The organism is Pedococcus bigeumensis, from assembly GCF_006438965.1.
In the GTDB taxonomy this organism is placed as follows: Bacteria; Actinomycetota; Actinomycetes; order Actinomycetales; family Dermatophilaceae; genus Pedococcus; species Pedococcus bigeumensis_A.
Window position 1 is genome coordinate 1 of the sequence record NZ_RCZM01000008.1, and the last position, 20,618, is coordinate 20,618.

A 20,618-nucleotide genomic window follows, 5' to 3' on the forward strand; every position below is an offset into this window, starting at 1 on the left:
ATCAGGGTGTAGCGGCTCAGCCCGAGCGGGCCCGGGCCTTTGACCAGTGACCGGTGCGCCCGTCGGAGGTCGGCGTCGTGCTCGACCAACCGGTCCGGGCGCATCACCTGTCCGGCGTGCCGGACCGCGGCCGCGAGCCCCTTCTCGCCCAGGCCGTCGACGCCGCGCGCGGACTGCAGCAACACACCGGTGACCTGCTCCAGCTCGGCCGGGTCGGCCAGCCCGCGGATGCTCTGGTGGAACCGGACGATCTGGGCGGCCTTGCCCACCGGCAACACCTCACCCCGCCCCGGGTCGGCGTCATCGGCGTCCGTGCCGGCGGCGACCGCCTCGACCACGCCGCCCAGCCGCAGGTCCTCGCAAGCGGCGGTGGCGGCGACGGCGTCCAGGTCGCGCAGGTCCCGCAATGGGATCAGTGGCGCCATCGCATGCGCCCAGTCCACCGGCCCCCAGCCGTCCCCGCTGCCCAGGCTGCGCCGTTTCGCCTCGGCCAGCACCGCCACCAGGTGCGCGTCGACACTGACCGCCAAGTCGCCCAGCGCGCTCATCGCCGCCGCGACCTCGGCATCGCTCAGCGCCCAGACCCGGCCCGGCTCACAGCCAGCCAGCGCCGCAACCGCCGCCGAGACCACACCCAGCACCGGTCGGCCGCGGTGACCGCTGGGGTCGCCGCCCGTTCGGGGGGTGGTGTCGGGACTGATTGCCATGACGACCACGTTAGACCCGACCACTGACAGTCCAACTCACTCCCGCTGGCGCGAGATCGGTTGCACCCCAACGCAATTCGACACCTGTGGACAAGCTGCAACGAGTATGGTTCGTGATGCGATATCGCGCAACCGCGACGCCGCAACGGCACCGATACGGCACCACAGGACCACGCGAGGGTGCGGCGGTCAGTGGGTGACGAGCCGGGCCTTGGCGGTCTTGACCTGAAGGGTCTCGGGGGTGCCCTGGATGGTGACGTCGCCGGGGATCGTGATCCAGGTGCCGCCGTTGACCCGGTACTGCCCACCGTAGGTGACGTCGGCTCGCACCTGGTAGCTGCCACCCCTGGCGTACTCGTGACGGATGTCGCCGTCGGGGTACGGGCCACCCAGCGAGCCGGTGCGGCCGCTGCTGGTGCCGTCGCCGTAGACGTAGACCACGGACTTGAGCCGAGGCCGGATGTCTACCCGGAACCCGGCCATCCGGCCCGGGTCCACGGAGTCGACCTCGTCAGGCTGAAAACCACTCGAAGGCCATTTCAGCTCGAAGTAGGTCGGCAGCCTCACCAAGGTGACGTTCCCCTCGGGCTGGATGTTGACCGTGGCAAGCGCGAACTTCGTGTCGTGGAACGCGGCCTGGATCTGAGCCATCGTCAGACGGGGCTGGTTGCCGGGGACCATCTCCGGCAGGCAGGTCACACCCAGTCGCTGCCACGCCAGGGCGGCAACGGGCTGGTCCTGGTCGTTGACCGGCTTGCCGTCCTTGTCGATCCGCGCTTCCCAGACAGCCACGGGCGGACCCTGACCCTGTGCTGGGGTGTTGCGCTCGCACCGGGCGTCGGCACCACACGCCGTGTCGACGTCATTGTCCGGTCGAGCCCCGCCACACAGCCCCGTCGAGGCGTACCTGAAGAACGGACCCTTGGGCACCGGCAGACCGATACGACCCGCCTTGCGCTGCAGCTCCTTCATGTCGGACTGCCCCATCGTGCCGACCGTCGTGCCCGTGTCGGTGTACTGGCCGTTGGTACCGTCACATGAAGGTGGGCATGCCGCCCATGCGGCACTCGGAACGGCGATGGTCAACGCAACTGCAGCGACCAGGCAGAGGGCGATCCTGCGACTCATGCCTTGTCCGCTCCGTAAAGCTTCCACGACCCGTTCGCCCAGACGATCGCGATGCTCACTTCCAGTGACGACACCTTGTCCTGGTGGACCTTCTTGCCACCCCCGTCGACCACCCACGCCCCAAGCTGAGCGGAGGTCGCCTGGTAGTAGAGCTGCCCCTTCGGTGCGCCCTGAAGTGGGGCAAGGTTCTTGAGTGCCAGCGGCGGAGTGGAGTACTTACCTCCGCCCGCGACAAGGTCCTTGACCGATTGTTCGTTCCTCTGACAGAAGACGCACGAGGTGGCCGCGATGCCCGGGATGACGCCCACCCGTGGGCGCTGAAAGACCTCATTGAGGGTGGCGTAGTAGTACTCGACGAAGGCCTTGCCGCCTTCGACGGTGTGTGCCCGCGCCGCCGCCGGATAGCCGTCGGCTGGACCGCTCGTCGTGGTCGTCCTCGTGGTCGACGGTGCGCTCGGCGTCGTCGTTGTGGACGACGTCGACGTGCTCACCGGCGGGTCATCACCCCCACCCGTGCACCCCGCCAGGCCGAGCAGCGCGACCAGGCCGCACGCGGCATACCCATGACGTCGAAGCACGCCCGAACCCCCCTCCGCAGCCTCCCCGGCCGTCCCGAACTGCAGGCGAGTCTACGCAAACACCGGACAAATGGCCCGTTGTCATCCACAGGCCACGGGCGCGCTCAGCCGCCGTAGGGGACGGTGATGATCTCGAGGCTGTGGCCGTCGGGGTCGTCCCAGTAGAGGCCCCGGCCACCGTCGTTGGTGTTGATCTCGCCCGCCACGTGGTGGAACGGGTCCGCCCAGTAGGTCAAGTCGCGTTGCGCGATGCGCGCGTGGATCTGGTCGAACTCCTCCTCGCTCACCAGGAAGGCGTAGTGCTGCGGATGCGGGCTGCCGTGGTCGTCCGCGTAGTCGAGCGAGACCCCGTTGCCCAGCTCGACGACCAGGAACGGTCCGTAGCGCGTGGGCGGCTCCAACCCCAGCAGGTCCACGAGGAAGCCCGCCGATACCGCCTTGTCGGTGCAGTGCACGATCGTGTGGTTCAGCTCGGCGGCCATGGACCTTCCTCCCAGGTGTGCGGCACTCGAGTGTGCGGCTCTCGAGTGTGCGCCTCCCGACAGCACGGTATGCCGGGTGGTGACCACCCGGCATACCGAACGGTGGGCGTCGTGTGGCTGCCTGCCGGCTCAGGCCTGGAGGCCACCCGCCAGCCGGCCGAGCGCGTCGTCCCAGTGCTGCAGGTCTCCGCGGGGGTCACCGGCGATGCCACGGCCTTCGTGGAAGACCTCGACCCTCGTGCCGTCCCCGTCCGGTCGCAGCTGGACGTCGAGCATGCTCAGTGGCCCGTCCTCGTGCGGGTGCCACGTGACCCGCACCTGTTCGACGGGATGGAAGCTGCGCACCACGCCGTACGACCCGTCGGCCGCGTGCCACGGCTCACCCTTGTTGCCGATCCGAGCGCCCTCGCCGATGAGGGCTTCGGTGCCGGCGGCACTGATCAGGTGCTGCCAGACCTGCTCGACCGGCGCGGGGATCGTGACCCCTGCGCGCACGCCTGCCTCGAGGTCGCCGGGATCTGTGTCATCCGGGACCGTTTCGACCACACTGCTCATGGAGAACCTCCGTCCGAGAGTCACTCCCCGGGTGGGCGTGACCCACAGGGAACAGTCGACCAAGCCTTGGGCCCGCTGGCAACAGGTGCGCACGATTTCGGGCAGGTATGCCGGGTATTGGACACCCGGCACACCTCGCCCCTCGTGCTCAGACGAGGGATTCGGCGAGTACGGCCTCCGTCAGCTCGTTGCCGCGGGCTCCCTTCGCCACCAGCCTGCCCCCGAAGACCAGGGTCCAGGCCAGGTACACGGGGATGGTGAAGTAGACCGGCAGCAAGATCCCGCAGATTCCGGCGATGACCGAGAAGGCTCTCAACCAGCGGGGCAGCCCGGCCCGCGCCGCCAGCAGGATCGCCAGGGCCCCGATGAAGAACGCCGGACCACACAGCGCCAGCAGGTTGGCGATCTCGCTGATCGTGTAGATCACGGGGTGCGGGACACCCTGCTGGACGTCGGTTCCTCCCTCGGCGAGGGCGACGACGAGGCCGCCGCCGACGAAGGCGCCGACCACGCTGATGACGGTGCCGGCGACCGACATGCCCCATGCGGTGTCCCCGACCACGCCTCCCAGCCGCCGAAGTCCGTGGCCGAACGCGAGCAGCCCCAACGCGGCCAGGGCGCCGAGGTACCAGAAGGCGAACGAGCCCAGATAGTGGCTGGGGTCGACGTAGCCAGCGACGATGTCCGGCTCGTAGTCGCCCCCGGGACCGCCTGCACCGACGAAGGCCGTCGTGGTCCCGACTGCGTAGACCAGGAGCCCGATGCCGGCGCTGCGTGGAATGGTGTTCATGGTTCCTCCCTGTGGTGGTGGTTGTCTGTTCGACGGTAGGAAGCCGAACTCGGGTCGTCGTCCTGCCCGGGCACGAAATCGTGGTGTCCGACAGCAGGATTCGCGCATCCTCCGCAAGGAGGACGTGCAGTTCGCGGCGCGCGGGTACCGTCGGTTCCGTGACGCGCAGGAACTGGGCGTTCGACACCGCCGTCGCGGTGGTGGTCGGCGTCCTCGGTCAGCTCGAGGCGTGGTGGGGCATCACATCGACGCACCGCCAGGGGCCGTTGTGGGCCCAGGCCCTCCTGTATGCCGTGACCGCTGTCCTGCTCGTGGGTCGCCGGCTGAACCCCCTTGCCTGCCAAGGGGCGATCGTCCTCGCCAGCACGGTGGAGTTCGCCACCTTCGGCTCCCCCGAGGGAAACGGCGTCATGCTGCCCATGCTCGTCGCCACCTACACCGTCGGACGACGGCTGCCGCCACGGCGGGCGTGGTGGGGGCTGGTCCTGGCCGCGACGTTCTGGCTGTCGTGGTCGAGCCTGGACCCGACTGGCATGCACGCCACGATGAGGGAGCGGCTGCTCACCCTCTTCTGGCTGAGCCCGTCGGTGATCGCCTGGCTGGTCGGGGCAGTCGTGCGTCTCACCGTCCTCAACACCGAGCAGCGACGGGTGAACCGTCAGCAGCGGGCCTCACAGGCGGTGGCGGAGGAACGCAACCGCATCGCGCGCGAGCTGCACGACGTCATCGGGCACAGCGTCAGTGTGATGACCGTGCAGGCCTCGGCGGTGCGTCGCCGTCTCACGACCGACCAGGACGCCGAGCGGCAGGCTCTGGAAACCGTTGAGGCAGTGGGCCGCGAGGCGCTGGCCGAGATGCGCCGGATGGTCGGCGTGCTCCGAGAGTCGGGCGAGGAGACCCAGCTGGAGCCGCCACCCGGGCTCGACCAGCTGGACCGCCTCGCGGAGAAGTTCCGCACGGCCGGTCTGCCCGTCGACCTCCAGGTGACCGGCGTGGTGCAGGCACTGGCGCCGGGGCTGGACCTCACGGCATACCGGCTCGTGCAGGAGGGGCTGACGAACACCCTGCGTCACGCGCGGAACCCCCGCAAGGCGGCCGTCGCCATCGACTACGGTGCCGAACGGCTCGAGCTCGCGGTGCGCGACGACGGGCAGCGTCCGGCGAGCGCGACTCCCCCGGCCGAGGCAGGCAGTGGACTGCTCGGGATGCGAGAACGCGTTGCGGTGTATGGGGGTTCGCTCGTCGCGCGGGTTCGTCCGGAAGGCGGCTTCGAGCTCGTCGCGACCCTTCCGCTGGAGTCGGCATGATCGACGTGCTGATCGTCGACGACCAGGCTCTCGTACGGGCCGGCTTCCGGATGATCCTGGAGATCGAGCCTGACATCCACGTGGTCGGTGAGGCCGCCGACGGGGAACAGGCGGTGGCCCAGGTCGCCGCCCTCAGCCCGGACGTCGTGCTCATGGACGTGCGCATGCCCGGAGTCGACGGCATCGCGGCCACGAGGCGGCTGATGGCCGACGGGCCGCGCGCCACCCGGGTCGTGATGCTCACGACGTTCGACATGGACGGGTACGTGTACGAGGCGCTGCAGGCGGGGGCGAGCGGCTTCCTGCTCAAGGACGTGCAACCGGAGCTCCTGGTCGCGGGGATCAGGGCAGTGCATTCGGGCGAGTCCCTGCTGGCGCCCACGGTGACCCGCCGCATGATCGAGTCGTTCCTCGCGCGGCCGCGGGTACCGGAGGGTGAGGCCCGGGACCAGCTGGCCTCCCTGACGCCACGGGAGCTGGAGACGCTGTCGTTGCTCGCGCGCGGGCTCACGAACGCCGAGGTCGCCGAGGAGCTGTTCGTCTCCGAAACGACCGTGAAGACCCATGTCGGTCGGGTGCTGATGAAGCTGGGCCTCCGCGACCGCGTGCAGGCCGTGATCTACGCCTACGAGACAGGGCTGGTCAGCGGTGCCGGTGCGGAGCGCAATCCCAGGTAACCCGGACCTTCGCCAGCTGCGCTGAGGTATGCCGGGTTCTCGCCACCGGCGCACCTCACCCCGGGCTGCCCTAGTCCGTTTGGTCCGTCTGCTGCCGGTAGCGCGGTCCGCGCCCGCTGGGTTGGGGACGATGGACGGCGACGTGAATGCCCCCGACCGGGGCGTGGGGAGGGCCGGTGTGGAGCTCGACAAGGTGGAGCTGTTGTGGCTCGAGGTGTCGGCGCAGTGCGGCTGTGGTGAGCCGTTGGCGCGCGGTGAGCAGGTCGGTTTCGAACCGACGGCCAAGGAGCTCCTGTGCCTCTGGTGCCTGGCCGACCTCAGAGCCGGACGGCCGCGCCCGGCGCGTCGAGCTCCGCGCCCGGACACCAGCGGTGCGGTCGCAGGCGCGGCCGCCCTTCCCGCCCCGGCGCCGTCCATGCCCAGTGACCCTTGGGCAGGCACCTCGGTGCCCGCCATGCCCGCAGACCCGTGGGCAGCCTCCCCGGCACCGGCCATGCCCGAGGATCCTTGGGCGCGCCCCGTGGCGCAGGACCCCGCTGGGTCGCCCACGGCGTACCTCCCCCCACGGCAACGACGGTCCGGACCGGGCACCGCGAGCACGCTGATCGTGGCAGTCCTCCTGGTCGCCCTCGCCGTCCTGGGGATCCCGCGCCTGATCGCCAGAGGTGCTGCGGTCAACGGCACCGGCCCGGGCGCGCAGTCAGCGTTCGGCGACATCGCGATGGGTGCCCCGATCACACCTGTCGCCCCGTCGGGATCGGGCCTGGCCGAGCCGCCCGTGCCCGCGGACGCACGATCTACCAGGCTGAGTCCGTCACCCACGAAGCGGTCCTCGTCCACCGCCTACACGTTCCTGCGCACCACCGCGTCCGGACTTCCGGTGGCCTTCGACCCGTGCCGCCCGATCCACCTCGTGGTGAACACGGATGAGTCTCCTCGCGGTGGTGAGGAGCTGATCAAGGAAGCCGCCGCGGAGGTCAGCGCTGCGACCGGGCTGGTGCTCACCGTGGACGGTCGGACCACCGAGGCGCCGACCATCAGCCGGCCAAGTATCGACGAGAAGCTCTACGGCAACCGGTGGGCGCCGGTCCTGGTGGCCTGGACGCACGACAGCGCCAACGCCGAGCTCGTCGGCCCGGTCGTGGGGATCGGTGGGCCTGCGATGGCGCCCTATCGCTCGGCGGCCGACATGCACTACGTGACCGGCACGGTGCTGCTGGACGCCCCTGCGTTCGACCACATCCTCGACGAGCCGGACGGCCGCGTCATCGCGCGAAGCATCGTCATGCACGAGCTCGGGCACCTCGTCGGCCTGGGGCACGTGGCGGACCAGCGCCAGCTGATGTTCGCGTCGATGGTGGGACAGACCGGCTTCGGCGACGGAGACCTCGAAGGACTGCGCCAGGTCGGCTCGGGCCCCTGCTTCAACGGCTAGCGCCCCTGCTTCTCCGGCTGGCGACTCAGAACCACTGGTGGGGATGCTGACAGGACTCGCGCCGGCCGGCGATCAGGCGCCGACCGAACCGGACGACGGTCCAGCACCACCAGCGGTCGATGTCCCGGGTCGCCAGGTCCGCGCGCCACTCCCAGTAGCCGCACAGTTCCTCGAGCTCGGCATCGTTCAACGACAGGCACACGTCCACGAAGAACCCGGGGCGTCCGTCGATGGGGTTGACGTACGGCGGCCCGTCGTACGTCACCCAGGTCGTCCCCGCATCGAGCCGGTTCACCTCGCCCATGAGGCGATCGTCGTCCCGAACGAGGGGTTTCGCCTCCGTCGATCGATGGAGATCGGACTCGCGCCGATGCCGCACAGGCGGGGTATGCCGGGTGGTGACCACCCGGCATACCCCGCCTGTCGTGTCCCGTTCGAGGCGCGGCTCAGTGCTGGGCGATGACGGTCTTCCAGCTGTAGTCGTAGGCGAAACCGGTCGGGAAGTTGTCGTCCGTCGCGCTGGAGTCGAACACGCAGAACTGCACCCACGCGGCGCCCTTGGCGAGCTTCCCCGAGACGTAGTCGGTGCCGAACGGGTGGTCGACGAGCTTCACCGTGAACCGGTTGACGTGCCACCGGCCGTCGCACTGGATCGTCTGTCCTGCAGGGTCGTTCGCGTACTGGTAGTTCGTGTCGTACCACGCGTCCGACAGCATTCCGGATCCCTCGGCTGTGGGGTCTGCGCCGCCCTGCTTGATCGACGCCCACAGGTGCGTGCCTGTCTCCCCGCCTCCTGTTGTGGCGTGGTCCTGATGCGGCGCACCTCGACGCTAAAAGGGCTCGGGCATGCCCGGATCCCGCCGAAGGGTGACGGGTCCGGTACGCAGGGTGCGGTAGCGCCGGGCGGGACTGCCAGCGAGAGGTACCGCCCGGATCCGCGGGCAAACTCAGGTATCCGCCAATTGCACGATCAACGATGCCGGGCGACCGGAGGATGATGCGGTGGGCAGGGCACACCCCCACCGCCGGGCCCAACCCGGTCGGCTGAGCAAAGGCCACGGCATGGCTGTCGATTCAGGCGTGAGTGTCGGCGTCGCCGACGCGGTCAGGAACTCGATCCGGGACGCCCGGACGTCCATCGCATCGGTCTTCCGCAACCCCGCCCTACGGCGCATGCAGCTCGCCCTGGCGGGGTCGATGATCGGCGACTGGGCGTACAGCACGGCCGTCATCGTGTGGGCCTACGGAGTCGGCGGCGCCAAGGCAGTGGGTGTGTGGGGAGCCATCCGGTTCCTGCTCATGGCGGTGACCTCCCCGCTCGGCTCGGCGCTGGCCGACCGACTGCCGCGCAAGAAGGTCCTGATCGCCTCCGACCTGCTGCGCGCGCTGGTGGTGGTGGCGGCCACTGCCTGTCTGGTCCTCGACACCCCCGCCTGGCCGATCTACGTCCTGGCCACCGCCGCGTCGCTCATCGGCTGTGTGTTCCGGCCGGCCCAGATGTCGTGGATGCCGTCCCTGACCAACCGGCCAGAAGAGCTGACGGCGTCGAACGGCACCTCGAGCACCATCGAAAGCATCGCCTTCTTCGTCGGCCCGGCGATCGGGGCCAGCTTGATCGCGCTCACCAACATCGAGACGGTGTTCCTGCTCAACGCGGCCACCTTCCTGTGGTCCGCGTTCCTGGTCCTGGGCATCCACCCCCACTCGTCCGTGGTCGCATCGACGGTCGCGCGTGCCGAGGCGGACACGGACGGGGGCCCGGACAGTTCCGACGGGGGTGTCGGGGTCGTCGGTGGCGGAGGCGCGGGCGACGGCGACGACGCCAAGCCGGGCATGCTCGCGGAGATGGCCGCCGGGTTCAGCACGATCGCCAAGAATCGCGACCTGCTGATGGTCGCCATCATCGTCTGCGCCCAGACCGTGGTCGCCGGCGCGACGCTCGTCTTCACCGTGATCTTCGCCGTCGACATCGTCAAGACCGGCCCGGAGGGCGTCGGCTTCATCGACTCGGTCTTCGGCGTCGGCGCCATCGTGGGCGGCTTCTATGCGATCGCCCGCGCCAGCCACAACAAGCTCGCCGGCGACATGGCGACGGGCACCATCCTGTGGGCCATACCGCTGCTGCTGGTGGTGGTCTGGCCATCACCAGTGACCGTGTTCGCGTCCGCGATCATCATGGGGTTCGGCAACCCGTTGGTCGACGTCAACTTCGCCACCATCGTCCAGCGGATCACCCCTGATGCCGTCCTCGGCCGAGTGTTCGGCGCCTACGAGGGCGCGCTCATCGGGACGATGGCCCTGGGCTCGGCTGTCATGCCCTTCCTGATCTCCTGGGTGGGCCTGCGCCCCGGACTCGCGCTCCTGGCGGTGCTCGTGGCTGCACCCGCGATCGGGTTCCTCCCACGGTGTCGCAGGCTCGACGCGACGCTGATCGAGCCGGAGGACGCGAAGCTGCTGCGCGGCATACCGATGTTCTCTCCCCTCACCCGCGCCACCCTCGAGCTGCTGGCGACCCAGCTCACCTCGGAGTCCGCACCTGCCGGCAGGACGGTCGTTCGTGAGGGCGAGGAGTCGGACCGGTTCCTCGTCATCAAGTCCGGCGCTGTCGAGGTGAGCCAGAACGGCATGTTCCTCCGCATCGAGAGGGCCGGCGACTACTTCGGCGAGATCGGCCTGCTGCGCGACGTCCCGCGGACCGCCACCGTGACGGCGACAGAGGACACCGAGCTGCTCAGCCTGTCGCGCGCCGACTTCCTCGACGCCGTGAGCGGCAGCGAGGAGTCGCGGGTCGCGGCCGACGACATCATCTCCCGCCGGATGGGCTGACCTGCATCATCACGGTTCGAGCCGCAACACGGTTCGAGCTGCACCACACGGGTCCTGAAGTCGGGACCTTTGGCCAGGATGCGCTGTCGCGAAGCGCCATACGTTCGGTATGCCGTCCACGTCGGAGAGTCCCCTGCTCCCATCCGACGTGGACGCCGGCCCGGCTGTCACAACCGACGCCCTCGTCTTGTCTTTGATGGTGGAAGGACAACCGACGAGGGAGACGATGATGAAGATTTTCGTTGCAGGAGCGACCGGGGCGATCGGCCAGCAGCTCGTGCCACAGCTGGTCCAGGCGGGCCACCAGGTCCACGGGATGACCCACAGTGCTGCGAAGGAGCAGCTCGTGCGCGAGCTCGGCGCGGAGCCGGTGCTGGCCGACGCGCTCAACGCCGACCAGGTGGCCGAGGCGGTGGGACGAGTGCAGCCAGACGTGATCGTCCACCAGCTGACCTCCATCGGGCCGCTGGACTTCCGGCACTTCGACCGCGGTTTCGCGATGACCAACCGGCTGCGAACCGAGGGCACCGACCACCTGCTCTCGGCTGGGCAGGCGATCGGCGTGAAGCGGTTCGTCGCCCAGAGCTTCTTCGCGGCCTACGAGCGCGTCGGTGGGCCGGTGAAGACCGAGGACGACTCGTTCGGTGTCGGACCGGCCAAGGAGATGCGGCAGACTGTGGCGGCGATCTGCCACGTCGAGGAACGCGTCCTCGCAGCGACGTGGACCGAGGGAATTGTGTTGCGGTACGGCGGTTTCTACGGTCCGGGCACGTCGCTCGGACCCGACGGCGAGCAGACCGAAGCGGTCCGGGGACGCAAGTTCCCCGTGGTGGGCAACGGTGCCGGCGTGTGGTCGTTCATCCACATCGCCGACGCGGCGGAGGCGACCGTGGCGGCGATCGACCACGGCCGCGGCGGGGTCTACAACGTCGTCGACGACGAGCCCGCCCAGGTCGCCGAGTGGCTGCCGGTCCTCGCGCGTACGTTGGGTGCCAAGAAGCCGATGCACGTGCCCCGGTTCGTGGCGCGGCTGCTGACCGGAGAGATCGGAGCGGTGATGATGACCGAGCTGCGGGGCGCGTCCAACGCGAAGGCCAAGCGCGAGCTCGGCTGGAGCCCGTCGCACCCGACCTGGCGGGAAGGCTTCGCTGGCCTCACGACTCCACACCCAGTTGGCCAGGAGGTCAGGTGAGCGACCGGGACGCATTGCTCGACGCGCTGCGGCCGACGGCGTTCGCGATCGCCTACCGGATGCTGGGCAGCGTGTCCGAGGCCGAGGACGTGGTGCAGGAGGCGTTGCTGCGGGTGCATCAGTCGCTCGACGCCGGTGAGGACATCGCATCACCGCGCGCGTTCGTCGCCACCATCACCACGAGGCTGGCGATCAACGAGCTCCGTTCCGCGCGCGCCCGGCGGGAGCACTACGTGGGCGAGTGGCTGCCCGAGCCGATCGTCACGGATGGCCGGGAAGACCCAGCTCGCCACGCCGAGACGGCGGACTCGCTGTCGCTGGCGATGTTGGTGCTGATGGAGAGCCTGTCCCCCGAGCAACGTGCGGTGCTGCTGCTGCACGACGTGTTCGGCTACGGCTACCCCGAGATCACCGACATCGTCGGGAAGAGCGAGGACAACGTCCGCCAGCTCGCCAGCCGCGCCCGCAAGCACGTCAAGGAGCGGCGACCCCGGTTCGAGACCACCCGTGAGCAGCAGCACGAGCTCGCCGCGCGGTTCTTCGCAGCCGCCGAGCAGGGCGACCTGGCCGGGCTGGAAGCGCTGCTCGCCCACGACGTCGAGCTGACCGGCGACGGTGGCGGCAAGGTGCCGGCCCTGGCCCGATCGCTGCGCGGTCGAAGCCGGGTCGCGCACACCCTCGCGAACTGGCTGCACGCGCTCGCCCGGTTCCCCCAGGTGTCGATGCGCACGGTCGACATCAACGGCGACCCGGGAGCGATCTACGTCGACGACCAGGAGCGAATCCTCGGCGTGTGGGGTCTCGAGATCGCCGACTGCGAGATCATCGGCATCCGCTCGATCGTCAACCCCGAGAAGCTCGCCCACCTCGGTCCGGTCGGTGACGCCGTGGCCATCCTGCGCGCCAACCGGTGACGAAAGGGTCGTGGGTATGCCGCGGGGCTCGGCCCCGCGGCATACCTCACCTCTTGCTCAGGCGACCCTGATCAGGCGACGCGCTGCTGCGGCGCCGTCTCCTTGGTCTTGCCGGGGTCGCGCTCGACGATGTCGCCGAGGACGTCGTCGATCTGCTTCATCAACGCAGGCTCGAGCTTCACGCCCGCTGCCTTGACGTTCTCGTGCACCTGCTCCGGACGCGAGGCGCCGACGAGCGCGGCGGCGACGTTGGGGTTCTGCAGGACCCAGGCGACGGCGAGCTGCGCCATCGACACGCCGGCTTCGTCGGCGACCGGCTGGAGGCCCTGCACGCGGGTGAGGACGTCGTCGTTCATGAACCGCTTGATCATGTCGGCGCCGCCCTTCTCGTCGGCCGCCCGCGAACCCTCCGGCGGCTGCTGACCGGGCTGGTACTTGCCGGTGAGCACGCCCTGCGCGATCGGGCTCCACACGATCTGGCTGACGCCGAGCTCCTCACACGTCGGGACGACCTCGCCCTCGATGACCCGCCACAGCATCGAGTACTGGGGCTGGCTCGAGATGAGCTGGAAGCCGAGCTCCTTCGACAGCTTCACGCCCTCCCGGATCCGCTCGGCCGTCCACTCGCTGACGCCGATGTAGAGCGCCTTGCCCTGCCGGACGACGTCGGCGAACGCCTGCATCGTCTCCTCGAGCGGCGTCTCGGTGTCGTAGCGGTGCGCCTGGTAGAGGTCCACGTAGTCGGTCTGGAGCCGCTCCAGGGAGCCGTTGATCGACTCCATGATGTGCTTGCGCGACAGGCCGGTGTCGTTCTTGCCGCCGGGGCCGGTCGGCCAGTAGACCTTGGTGAAGATCTCCAGGCTCTCGCGCCGCTCACCCTTGAGCGCCTCACCGAGGACGGTCTCCGCCTTGGTGTTGGCGTAGACGTCCGCCGTGTCGAAGGTACTGATGCCCGCGTCGAGCGCGGCGGCCACACACTCCTTGGCCACGTCGTTCTCGACCTGGGAGCCGTGGGTGAGCCAGTTGCCGTAGGTGATCTCAGAGATCTTCAGTCCGCTGTTGCCGAGGTATCGATAGTCCATGCTTCAACCGTATGCCGCCGGCGCCCGGGCCGCCGAACGGGGTGAGGTATGCCGCGGGGCTGAGCCCCGCGGCATACCTCACTCTTGTTTGGCTCCCCCGGTCAGTGGGCCGGCTCGAGCTGCACGTCCTGCGCGTCCTCGGGCGCGGTGGCGTTCGCCGCGTCGAGGTCGCGGTCTCGCCTCGCGAGAGCACTCGGCCACCACATCCGACCGCGCAGCTCGAGGTTGAGCGCCGTGACCAGGACGGAGCGGACGACGAGGGTGTCGAGCAGGACGCCGAGGGCTACGGCGAACCCGATCTCGGCGAAGCTGACGATCGGCATCGTGGCCAGCACCGCGAACGTCCCAGCCAGGACCAGCCCAGCCGAGGTGATCACCCCACCGGTTGCGGCGAGACCCGTGAGCGCGCCTTGACGCGTCCCGACCTCCTTGGCCTCTTCGTGGACTCGCGTCATGAGGAAGATGTTGTAGTCGATCCCGAGCGCGACGAGGAAGACGAACACGAACAGCGGCAGCGACGAGTCCGCCCCTGCGAAGCCGAGCACGTGCCGGAAGATCAGCGCCGACAGTCCCATGGCCGCGCCGTAGGACAGGACCACCGTGGCGATCAGGACCAGTGGCGCCGTGATCGCCCGCAGCAACAGGATCAGGATCAGCAGCACCACGGCCAGGATGATCGGGATGATCCGCTCGTTGTCGGTCGACGATGCCCGGAGGGTGTCGGCCCGTGTGGCAGTGTCACCCCCCGCGATCGCGTCGGCACCCGGCACCTTGGCGATGGCCGCGCGGATCCGGTCGACGCTGTTGGTGGCGGCGTCCGAGTCGGGTGCGGCGGTGAGCGTCGCGTTGATGAGCGAGCGGCTGCCGCGGGTGATGGGGTCGGCGACAGCAGAGACACCCTCGACCGACTTGAGCGTCGTCACGACAGCGGCGGCCTGGTCGGCGTTCGCGAGCACCATCACCGGCGAGCCGGCCCCAGCCGGGAAGTGCTTGGCCAGGACCTGTTCTCCCACAACGGATTCCGGTGTGCCATAGAAGGCGTCCTTGTTCTGCAGCCCGACCGCGTTGAGCTGCAGGACACCCAGGGACGCGATGGCCAGCAGCAGAGTCGTGACCACCCAGGTGCGGCGCGGGGCGCGGGCGATCCGGGCGCCGGTCCGCCCCCAGAAGCCGTCACGGGTGTGGTCGACCGACCCGTAGGACGGGCGCACCGGCCAGAAGATCCAGCGACCGCAGATCACGAGCAGGGCGGGCAGCAGGGTCAGCATCACGAGTAGGCCGACGGCGACGCCGATGGCGGCGACGGGACCCAGTCCCTTGGTCGAGTTCATCGTCGCGACCAGCAGGCAGAGCATGCCGGCGATGACCGTGGCACCCGAGGCGAAGATCGCGGGCCCCGCTCGGTGCAGGGCGAACGCCATCGCCTCGTGCCGGTCCTCGTGTCGGCGCAGCTCCTCTCGGTAGCGCGCGACGAGAAGCAACGCGTAGTCGGTGCCGGCCCCGAAGACGATGACCGTCAGGATCCCCGAGCTCTGCGCGTTGACCGTCAGGGTGTCGTCCTTGGCGAGGAAGTAGATGACGGCCTGAGCGACGAACAGCGCGGTGCCGGCCGAGATCACCGGGATCAGCCACAGGACGGGGCTGCGGTAGGTCAGCAGCAGGATGAAGATGACGACGCCCACCGCGGAGAAGAGCAGCTTGCCGTCCAGTCCGGAGAAGGCGTCGGACGAGTCAGCGGAGAAACCGACCGGGCCGGTCACCTGCATCGACAGCCCAGCCGGGCGGTCCTGGGCGATCGCGCGCATGTCCTTGACGGTCGCGCCGAGCGAATCCCACCCGGCATCCCCCGCGTCGACCGGCACGATCACCTGTAGCGCCTTGCCATCCTGCGACGGGATCGGGCCCACGCTCTCGCTCTTCACCGGGTCGAGGGCGTTGAACTTCGCGACCTGGGCGGTGACCGCCTGCAGATCGGCCGGGGTCAGCCCCGCAGGCCGCTCGTAGACGAGGACGGCCGGGAACTCGTTCTTGCTCTGGAACGCCTCGATCTGCTTAACCACCTGGGTCGACTGGGCGTCCGCCGGCAGCCACGCGACAGCTTCGTTGTTGAGGACTCCGGTCAGCTTGCCCGCGGGCCCGAACGCCGCCGCCAGCACCAGCACCCAGAAGACGAGGACGAACCACTTGGTCATCCGTGACGACGGGAACCACGCCAGCCGTCCGACGTCCCCGATCCGTGTCTGTGCCATCGCCGTTGCCTCCCGTAGCGGTGTCGCACCTCCTGCCGGGCGCAATGTGCTTCAACCGTAGGTCGCGGTTGCGCTGGCGTACATCGGTTTCCCACCCAGTGAGGGTCGGGTTCAGGGGTCGCTCAGGGCTGACCCTGAGAGCGTGATGGGACAAACCAGCCCGTATGCCGCGCGGCTCGGCGAGCATGCCCGTGGCCCCGCCCTGGCGGGGCGGGGTGTGGGGCGGGGTCACGCTGGTTCCTTTGCGGCGCGGCGGGCCAGGAGCTGGTCGTAGCTGCCCAGGGTGCGGTCCCACTCGACCCGTTCCCCGGCGTCGCCTTGCAGCACCCGCCCGGCGTACCGGCGGCTGTGCACGATGGTGTGGTGACGCTCGCACAGCAGCGCGGCGTTGCCCAGGTCGGAGGGCCCGAAGTCGGCCCAGTGCACCAGGTGGTGGGCGTCGGTCCAGTGCGGCGGCATCGAGCACCCGGGATAGGTGCAGCCACCGTCCCTGAGCCACAGCCGGCGGGTCTGGGCCGGGGTGAAGAACCGGACTGCGCGCCCCTGGTCGAGGACCTCCCCCTCGGACCCGAGCACCACCGGGACCACCGAGGCGTCACACGCCAGTCGGCGCACCGTCTCCGGCGCAAGCACCGTGCCGGTGTCCGAGCCGCCGACCGTGACCCCGGCCCCCCGGACCCCGGCGGTCAGGGACTCCCAGTCCATCGTCACGATCAGCTGCGCCTTCGGGTTCGTCCCCACCGACTCACCGGCGGCCACTGCCCGGCGCACCAGCTCCACCAGGGCTTCGCCGCGGCGCTGGTCGCAGGCACGCAGGTCCCGCTCCCCCTGCACCGGTCTGGGCGCGGACAACGGCCCGAGGGCCGCCTCGAGGACAGCCTTGCCCTCGACATCCAGGACCAGCCGGTACTCCGCGGTCCCGGTGCCGTCCTCGACCGGTTGCGACAGCGACACGAACCGCCTTGCGACGTCCTGCTGGGTCTGCAGCTCACCGTCCTGGCCGTACCTGGCCAGCAACGCCGGCCGCACCATCCGGCACCCCCGCGGCCCGTGCTGCGCAGCCATCTCGATCAGCCCCGCCAACACCGGCGGCCCGGCTCCGTCGACCAGCAACGGCCGCAACCGGTCCGCCTCGGCCAGCACCACAGCCGCCGACCGCACCGCCAGCACACCAGCCCGCACGGCCTGCACGACCGGCGCGTTCACCGGTTTCCCGAACTCCTGAGCCACCGCCACCAGCTGACCGGCGCCACCCGCCCGGGTCGAGGGCGCGTGGTGCCGCACCCACTGGGTCACGGTCATCGCCGCCGCCCCGTCAGAGGTTTCGCCCCGCTCCATCGCCTCGGCCACGATCGACACCTTCGCCGCCTCGCACGCCGACCCCAGCGCGTCCACCTCGCCGAGCAAACCTGCCAGGCCACCACCACCGCCGGGGACCTGCCACAGCGACCCATCGATCCCGGCCAGCGCCTCGCGCGCGGCAGCGATCTGCTCGCGCCGCTGCTCAACCGTCAGGCTCCCCTCCATGACCCCAACACTAGACGCCACCACTGACAACCCAACCGCCTACCAAACGCGTCAATTCCATTGCACTGCAGCCTCTTTCGGCGACACATTACGACGCTCAGGGCAAGCCTCGATGCCCCACATGTGGACAACAGAGGGGCGCGCGCCCGTCTGTGGACAACCGCAACAGTTGCCGCATCACAACCGCCACGAGGTGCCGGGACCGGACAGCAGGTCGCCCCGACACCTCACGCACGCCGCGGGCAAGACCGCGCCCACGACTCCCCCGGGGACGCGGTGACTTACTGGCCGCGGTGGCCCGAGTCGGATCCGAGTCCGGCGTCGCGAGCCAGGACCGCCGCCTGGGTCCGGTCGACCACCTGCAGCTTGGTGAGGATGTTCGAGACGTGGTTGCTCACCGTCTTGGGCGCGAGCCGCAACCGGTCGGCGATGGTGCCGGTCGGGAGCGCCGCGGCGAGCAGCTCCAGGACTTCCAGCTCGCGGGCACTCAGGGAGGGAAATGGGGCAGGCGTGCGGGCAGCAGGTGCGTTGAGGTGGTGCAGCACGCGCTCGGCTACCCCTGGCCCGAAGATCACCTCACCGGCCGCGATCGCGCGCACCGCTCGGGCGATCTCCTCCTGCTCGGCACCCTTGAGCAGGTAGCCGTGGGCGCCGGCGCGCATTGCGGCGAACAGCGAGTCGTCGTCGTTGAACATGGTCAGCACGCAGACCCGCGTCGTCGGTGCCACCCGAGCGATCTCCCGAATCGCGGCGAGTCCGTCCATCCCCGGCATCTGCAGGTCCATCAGGGCCACGTCGGGTCGATGGAGCACAGTCTCGCGCACCGCCTCGGCTCCGTCGGCGGCGACACCGACGACCTCAAAGCCGGCCAGGGTCGAGAGCACGCCGGACAACCCGGAGCGCACGACCGGGTGGTCGTCGACCACCAGGACCGTGATCATCGGGCGGCCATGGGTAGGAAGATCCGCACGTGTCCCCCTTCGGGACCCGTCCCCACGTCGCAGCGCCCCCCGAGCTCAGCTGCCCGTTCGCGCATCGAGCTGATGCCCACCCCGGAAGGCCAGCTGCCGTGGACGGCCCCGTCATCGAGCACCTCGCAGCGCAGCTCCCCGTCACAGGTCAGTCGCAGGCGGACGGTCGTCGCACTCGAATGGCGGACGACATTGGTCAGCGCCTCGGTGGCGATGCGGTATGCCGCGAGCTCGACGGCCGCCGGCATCCGCGGCAGGTCCGCGGGGATCTCGACGTGCACAACCAGGTCGGAGCCATCGGCCCGCCGGGTTGTCCGGGCTGCACGGATCCGTAGAGCTTCGGCGAGGCCGAGCTCGTCGAGGGCCGGGGACCCGAGGTTGTCGACGATGCGACGTACCTCCCGGATCGCGGTCCGACTGTCGCTGCGCACCTCGTCGAGCCGTGCCAGCAGCCGCCCGTCAGTGCCCGCGTCAGGACCGGCGCCAGAGCCCGCGCCAGGGCCCGCGTCGGTGCCAGAGCCAGCGCCAGAGCCGGCGTCACGGTCCGAGTCACGGCTGGCGTCAAGGCTCGCGTCACGGCCGGCGTCACGGCCCGCGTCCCAGCCCGCGGCACGGCCAGCGGACGCCAGGTTGTGGGCCATGTCGGCGGAAAGCGCCACCCCGGTGAGCAGCGGCCCGAGACCGTCGTGGAGCTCGCGCCTCAGCCGCCGCCGCTCATCCTCCTCGGCCAGGACCAGCCGTTCTCGCGAGACCTTGAGCTCGCGCAGCAGGTCGGTGGCGTGCAACGCGGTCGACAGCGGGCCGGAGAGCATCCTCAGGATGTTCGAGTCTGCTGAGGACAGACGGCGCTCCCCGCTGCGTAAGCCCACGACCAGCACCCCGCCTTCGAGCGGCAAGGACGCCGTCGACCCTCCGGGCGTACCACCCGCCGCGCGGATCTCGTCCCCCACGACCACTGCGACATACGGCAGCCGTAGCGCGGCGCGGACCTCTTCAAGGGTCTGGGACAGACCGCCGGAGAGGGACTGCCCCACCCGTGAGGCCACCCGGACCGGGTTGCCGCGCTCGCCGTACAGCAGCCTGTCGACAACCGCCTGGAGCCGCGCGCGGACTGGCAGTGCGAGCATGGCCACCAGCAAGGCGGACGCGACTCCCGAGAGCACCACGACGAGCCCGGCGTATGCCGCCAGCACGAGGCCGGAGAGCAACGCGTAGGTGACGACGCGGCTGACGACGAGCTTGATGTCGAGCAGTCCGTGGCGCAGCACGGCCACGGCAACGGCCGCTGGCAGCAGCGGGATCGTGAAGAGGACGAGCAGTGGTGTGCCGGCGACCAGCGCCCACGGCGTCACGGCCACGACGATCACGGCAACCGCGAGGACCAGCCAGAGCAGCTGACGGCGCACGGCCTCGGTCCCCCGGCGATAGCGGAAGGCCAGGCAGGCCAAGCCCACCAGGACCGAGAGTGCCCAGCGCACCTCGCTCAGCGTCCAGAGCCAGCCGAAGTCGTCGTAGCGCTGCAACGTCAGGTACGCACGCGGCATACCCAGTGGCGTTTCCTGTCCCAGCCCCACCTCCAGCAGGAACAGCGGCGAGGTGACTGCGACGGCTGCCGCGACCGGGACCCAGCGCCGCGAGGCGAGCCTGCCGTCCGGCAGCAGGAGCAACGACAACGGGATGGCCAGCCCGATGTTGATCGGCCAGGCCCAGTTGAACACGGTCATGTCGAGGCGCACGATCCAGAGCGGCGCTCCGTGCTCGTGGAGGAGCTGACCCAGCGGTGCGGCGAGACCCGACAACACCTGGCAGAAGCCACCCACGGCGTAGAGCCAGCCGAGCAGCAAACCAGGGCGGTGCCACGCGATCAGCGCACCACAGAGCGCGAAGCTCACCCCGATGACCAGGTTGCTGATCACGAAGGCGTTGAGGGTCTCGTCGAACGACCAGTGCACTGCCGTCGTTGCCACGACAGCCGCAGCGGACGTCACAACAGCCGCTGCTCCAAGTCCCGCCCCGAGCCACCGCACGGCCATCGGCATCTCCTCGCTCGCGCCACCTTCGACGATAGCGAGCGGCCCTCTCGACGTGTCGGGAAATCTTCCCGACCTGGTCGGGCAATCACCCGGTTCGCGGGACCGCCGCCCTTCTGGACGGGTAGGTCGCCGGCGGATCGTCGAGAGCACCATCACTCGCGAAAG

19 protein-coding genes are annotated in these 20,618 nt (G+C 69.8%); 6 read left to right on the forward strand and 13 right to left on the reverse strand.

Annotated features, from left to right (window positions below):
* From EAH86_RS19080 to EAH86_RS20345, 6 genes are all read right to left on the reverse strand, one after another.
* Positions 1 to 707, reverse strand: a 707-nt coding sequence (locus EAH86_RS19080) for a hypothetical protein (RefSeq protein WP_140743742.1), incomplete at its 3' end; no start/stop codon positions are given.
* A gap of 189 nt (positions 708 to 896) precedes the next feature.
* Complete coding sequence (locus EAH86_RS19085; RefSeq protein WP_140743744.1) at positions 897 to 1,835, reverse strand: hypothetical protein; 939 nt, start codon at positions 1,833 to 1,835, stop codon at positions 897 to 899.
* The gene (locus EAH86_RS19090) at positions 1,832 to 2,413 is read right to left on the reverse strand and encodes a DUF6318 family protein (RefSeq protein WP_140743746.1); all 582 of its coding nucleotides are present in this window, start codon (positions 2,411 to 2,413) and stop codon (positions 1,832 to 1,834) included. The genes EAH86_RS19085 and EAH86_RS19090 overlap by 4 nt, the downstream gene beginning before the upstream one ends.
* A gap of 104 nt (positions 2,414 to 2,517) precedes the next feature.
* Positions 2,518 to 2,895, reverse strand: a complete 378-nt coding sequence (locus EAH86_RS19095) for a VOC family protein (RefSeq protein ID WP_140743748.1) — start codon at positions 2,893 to 2,895, stop codon at positions 2,518 to 2,520.
* Between the two features lie 129 nt (positions 2,896 to 3,024).
* Positions 3,025 to 3,450: an SRPBCC family protein gene (locus tag EAH86_RS19100; protein ID WP_170212831.1), complete on the reverse strand. Its 426-nt coding sequence runs from the start codon at positions 3,448 to 3,450 to the stop codon at positions 3,025 to 3,027.
* Between the two features lie 148 nt (positions 3,451 to 3,598).
* Positions 3,599 to 4,240 carry a hypothetical protein gene (locus EAH86_RS20345; RefSeq protein ID WP_161988712.1) on the reverse strand — a complete coding sequence of 214 codons (642 nt, stop codon included), beginning with the start codon at positions 4,238 to 4,240 and terminating at the stop codon, positions 3,599 to 3,601.
* A gap of 158 nt (positions 4,241 to 4,398) precedes the next feature.
* Between EAH86_RS20345 and EAH86_RS19110 the strand changes: the two genes are divergently transcribed.
* From EAH86_RS19110 to EAH86_RS19120, 3 genes are all read left to right on the forward strand, one after another.
* Positions 4,399 to 5,547: a sensor histidine kinase gene (locus EAH86_RS19110; protein ID WP_161988713.1), complete on the forward strand. Its 1,149-nt coding sequence runs from the start codon at positions 4,399 to 4,401 to the stop codon at positions 5,545 to 5,547.
* Entirely contained in the window at positions 5,544 to 6,224 is a 681-nt protein-coding gene (locus EAH86_RS19115; RefSeq protein WP_140743752.1) for a response regulator, read from the forward strand. The genes EAH86_RS19110 and EAH86_RS19115 overlap by 4 nt, the downstream gene beginning before the upstream one ends.
* Positions 6,225 to 6,354: 130 nt before the next feature.
* Entirely contained in the window at positions 6,355 to 7,659 is a 1,305-nt protein-coding gene (locus tag EAH86_RS19120) for a hypothetical protein (RefSeq protein WP_140743754.1), read from the forward strand.
* 25 nt (positions 7,660 to 7,684) lie between these two features.
* Here EAH86_RS19120 and EAH86_RS19125 read toward each other — a convergent pair whose 3' ends face one another.
* On the reverse strand, positions 7,685 to 7,963 hold the full coding sequence (locus EAH86_RS19125; RefSeq protein ID WP_140743756.1) for a hypothetical protein: 279 nt from the start codon (positions 7,961 to 7,963) through the stop codon (positions 7,685 to 7,687).
* Positions 7,964 to 8,105: 142 nt separating this feature from the next.
* Positions 8,106 to 8,375, reverse strand: coding sequence for a hypothetical protein (locus EAH86_RS19130; protein WP_140743758.1), 270 nt, complete (start codon positions 8,373 to 8,375; stop codon positions 8,106 to 8,108).
* A 346-nt stretch (positions 8,376 to 8,721) separates the two neighbouring features.
* On the opposite strand from EAH86_RS19130, the gene EAH86_RS19135 reads away from it, so the two are divergent.
* The 3 genes from EAH86_RS19135 (at position 8,722) to EAH86_RS19145 (ending at position 12,591) form a co-directional block, all read left to right on the forward strand.
* Positions 8,722 to 10,485 carry an MFS transporter gene (locus EAH86_RS19135; RefSeq protein ID WP_140743760.1) on the forward strand — a complete coding sequence of 588 codons (1,764 nt, stop codon included), beginning with the start codon at positions 8,722 to 8,724 and terminating at the stop codon, positions 10,483 to 10,485.
* Positions 10,486 to 10,711: 226 nt separating this feature from the next.
* On the forward strand, positions 10,712 to 11,677 hold the full coding sequence (locus tag EAH86_RS19140) for an NAD-dependent epimerase/dehydratase family protein (protein ID WP_241668464.1): 966 nt from the start codon (positions 10,712 to 10,714) through the stop codon (positions 11,675 to 11,677).
* Positions 11,674 to 12,591: an RNA polymerase sigma-70 factor gene (locus EAH86_RS19145; RefSeq protein ID WP_140743762.1), complete on the forward strand. Its 918-nt coding sequence runs from the start codon at positions 11,674 to 11,676 to the stop codon at positions 12,589 to 12,591. The genes EAH86_RS19140 and EAH86_RS19145 overlap by 4 nt, the downstream gene beginning before the upstream one ends.
* A 71-nt stretch (positions 12,592 to 12,662) precedes the next feature.
* Here EAH86_RS19145 and EAH86_RS19150 read toward each other — a convergent pair whose 3' ends face one another.
* The 5 genes from EAH86_RS19150 to EAH86_RS19170 all read right to left on the reverse strand — a co-directional run bounded on the left by EAH86_RS19150 (position 12,663) and on the right by EAH86_RS19170 (position 20,453).
* Positions 12,663 to 13,673: an aldo/keto reductase family protein gene (locus tag EAH86_RS19150; RefSeq protein ID WP_140743764.1), complete on the reverse strand. Its 1,011-nt coding sequence runs from the start codon at positions 13,671 to 13,673 to the stop codon at positions 12,663 to 12,665.
* 101 nt (positions 13,674 to 13,774) lie between these two features.
* Entirely contained in the window at positions 13,775 to 15,922 is a 2,148-nt protein-coding gene (locus EAH86_RS19155; RefSeq protein WP_140743766.1) for an MMPL family transporter, read from the reverse strand.
* Positions 15,923 to 16,150: 228 nt separating this feature from the next.
* Positions 16,151 to 17,449: an HNH endonuclease signature motif containing protein gene (locus tag EAH86_RS19160; RefSeq protein ID WP_140743768.1), complete on the reverse strand. Its 1,299-nt coding sequence runs from the start codon at positions 17,447 to 17,449 to the stop codon at positions 16,151 to 16,153.
* A 281-nt stretch (positions 17,450 to 17,730) separates the two neighbouring features.
* The gene (locus tag EAH86_RS19165) at positions 17,731 to 18,390 is read right to left on the reverse strand and encodes a response regulator (protein ID WP_140743770.1); all 660 of its coding nucleotides are present in this window, start codon (positions 18,388 to 18,390) and stop codon (positions 17,731 to 17,733) included.
* A complete protein-coding gene (locus EAH86_RS19170; RefSeq protein ID WP_161988714.1) occupies positions 18,387 to 20,453 on the reverse strand; it encodes a sensor histidine kinase in 2,067 nt (688 codons plus the stop codon). The genes EAH86_RS19165 and EAH86_RS19170 overlap by 4 nt, the downstream gene beginning before the upstream one ends.
* Between the last annotated feature and the right edge of the window lie 165 nt (positions 20,454 to 20,618).

Excerpts from the sequence above, each read along its gene's own strand:
- EAH86_RS19085 (WP_140743744.1), bottom strand. The coding sequence starts at position 1,835 with ATGAGTCGCAGGATCGCCCTCTGCCTGGTCGCTGCAGTTGCGTTGACC.
- EAH86_RS19095 (WP_140743748.1), bottom strand. The coding sequence starts at position 2,895 with ATGGCCGCCGAGCTGAACCACACGATCGTGCACTGCACCGACAAGGCG.
- EAH86_RS19100 (WP_170212831.1), bottom strand. The coding sequence starts at position 3,450 with ATGAGCAGTGTGGTCGAAACGGTCCCGGATGACACAGATCCCGGCGAC.
- EAH86_RS20345 (WP_161988712.1), bottom strand. The coding sequence starts at position 4,240 with ATGAACACCATTCCACGCAGCGCCGGCATCGGGCTCCTGGTCTACGCA.
- EAH86_RS19115 (WP_140743752.1), top strand. The coding sequence starts at position 5,544 with ATGATCGACGTGCTGATCGTCGACGACCAGGCTCTCGTACGGGCCGGC.
- EAH86_RS19120 (WP_140743754.1), top strand. The coding sequence starts at position 6,355 with ATGGACGGCGACGTGAATGCCCCCGACCGGGGCGTGGGGAGGGCCGGT.
- EAH86_RS19125 (WP_140743756.1), bottom strand. The coding sequence starts at position 7,963 with ATGGGCGAGGTGAACCGGCTCGATGCGGGGACGACCTGGGTGACGTAC.
- EAH86_RS19130 (WP_140743758.1), bottom strand. The coding sequence starts at position 8,375 with ATGCTGTCGGACGCGTGGTACGACACGAACTACCAGTACGCGAACGAC.
- EAH86_RS19135 (WP_140743760.1), top strand. The coding sequence starts at position 8,722 with ATGGCTGTCGATTCAGGCGTGAGTGTCGGCGTCGCCGACGCGGTCAGG.
- EAH86_RS19140 (WP_241668464.1), top strand. The coding sequence starts at position 10,712 with ATGATGAAGATTTTCGTTGCAGGAGCGACCGGGGCGATCGGCCAGCAG.
- EAH86_RS19150 (WP_140743764.1), bottom strand. The coding sequence starts at position 13,673 with ATGGACTATCGATACCTCGGCAACAGCGGACTGAAGATCTCTGAGATC.
- EAH86_RS19155 (WP_140743766.1), bottom strand. The coding sequence starts at position 15,922 with ATGGCACAGACACGGATCGGGGACGTCGGACGGCTGGCGTGGTTCCCG.
- EAH86_RS19160 (WP_140743768.1), bottom strand. The coding sequence starts at position 17,449 with ATGGAGGGGAGCCTGACGGTTGAGCAGCGGCGCGAGCAGATCGCTGCC.
- EAH86_RS19165 (WP_140743770.1), bottom strand. The coding sequence starts at position 18,390 with ATGATCACGGTCCTGGTGGTCGACGACCACCCGGTCGTGCGCTCCGGG.
- EAH86_RS19170 (WP_161988714.1), bottom strand. The coding sequence starts at position 20,453 with ATGGCCGTGCGGTGGCTCGGGGCGGGACTTGGAGCAGCGGCTGTTGTG.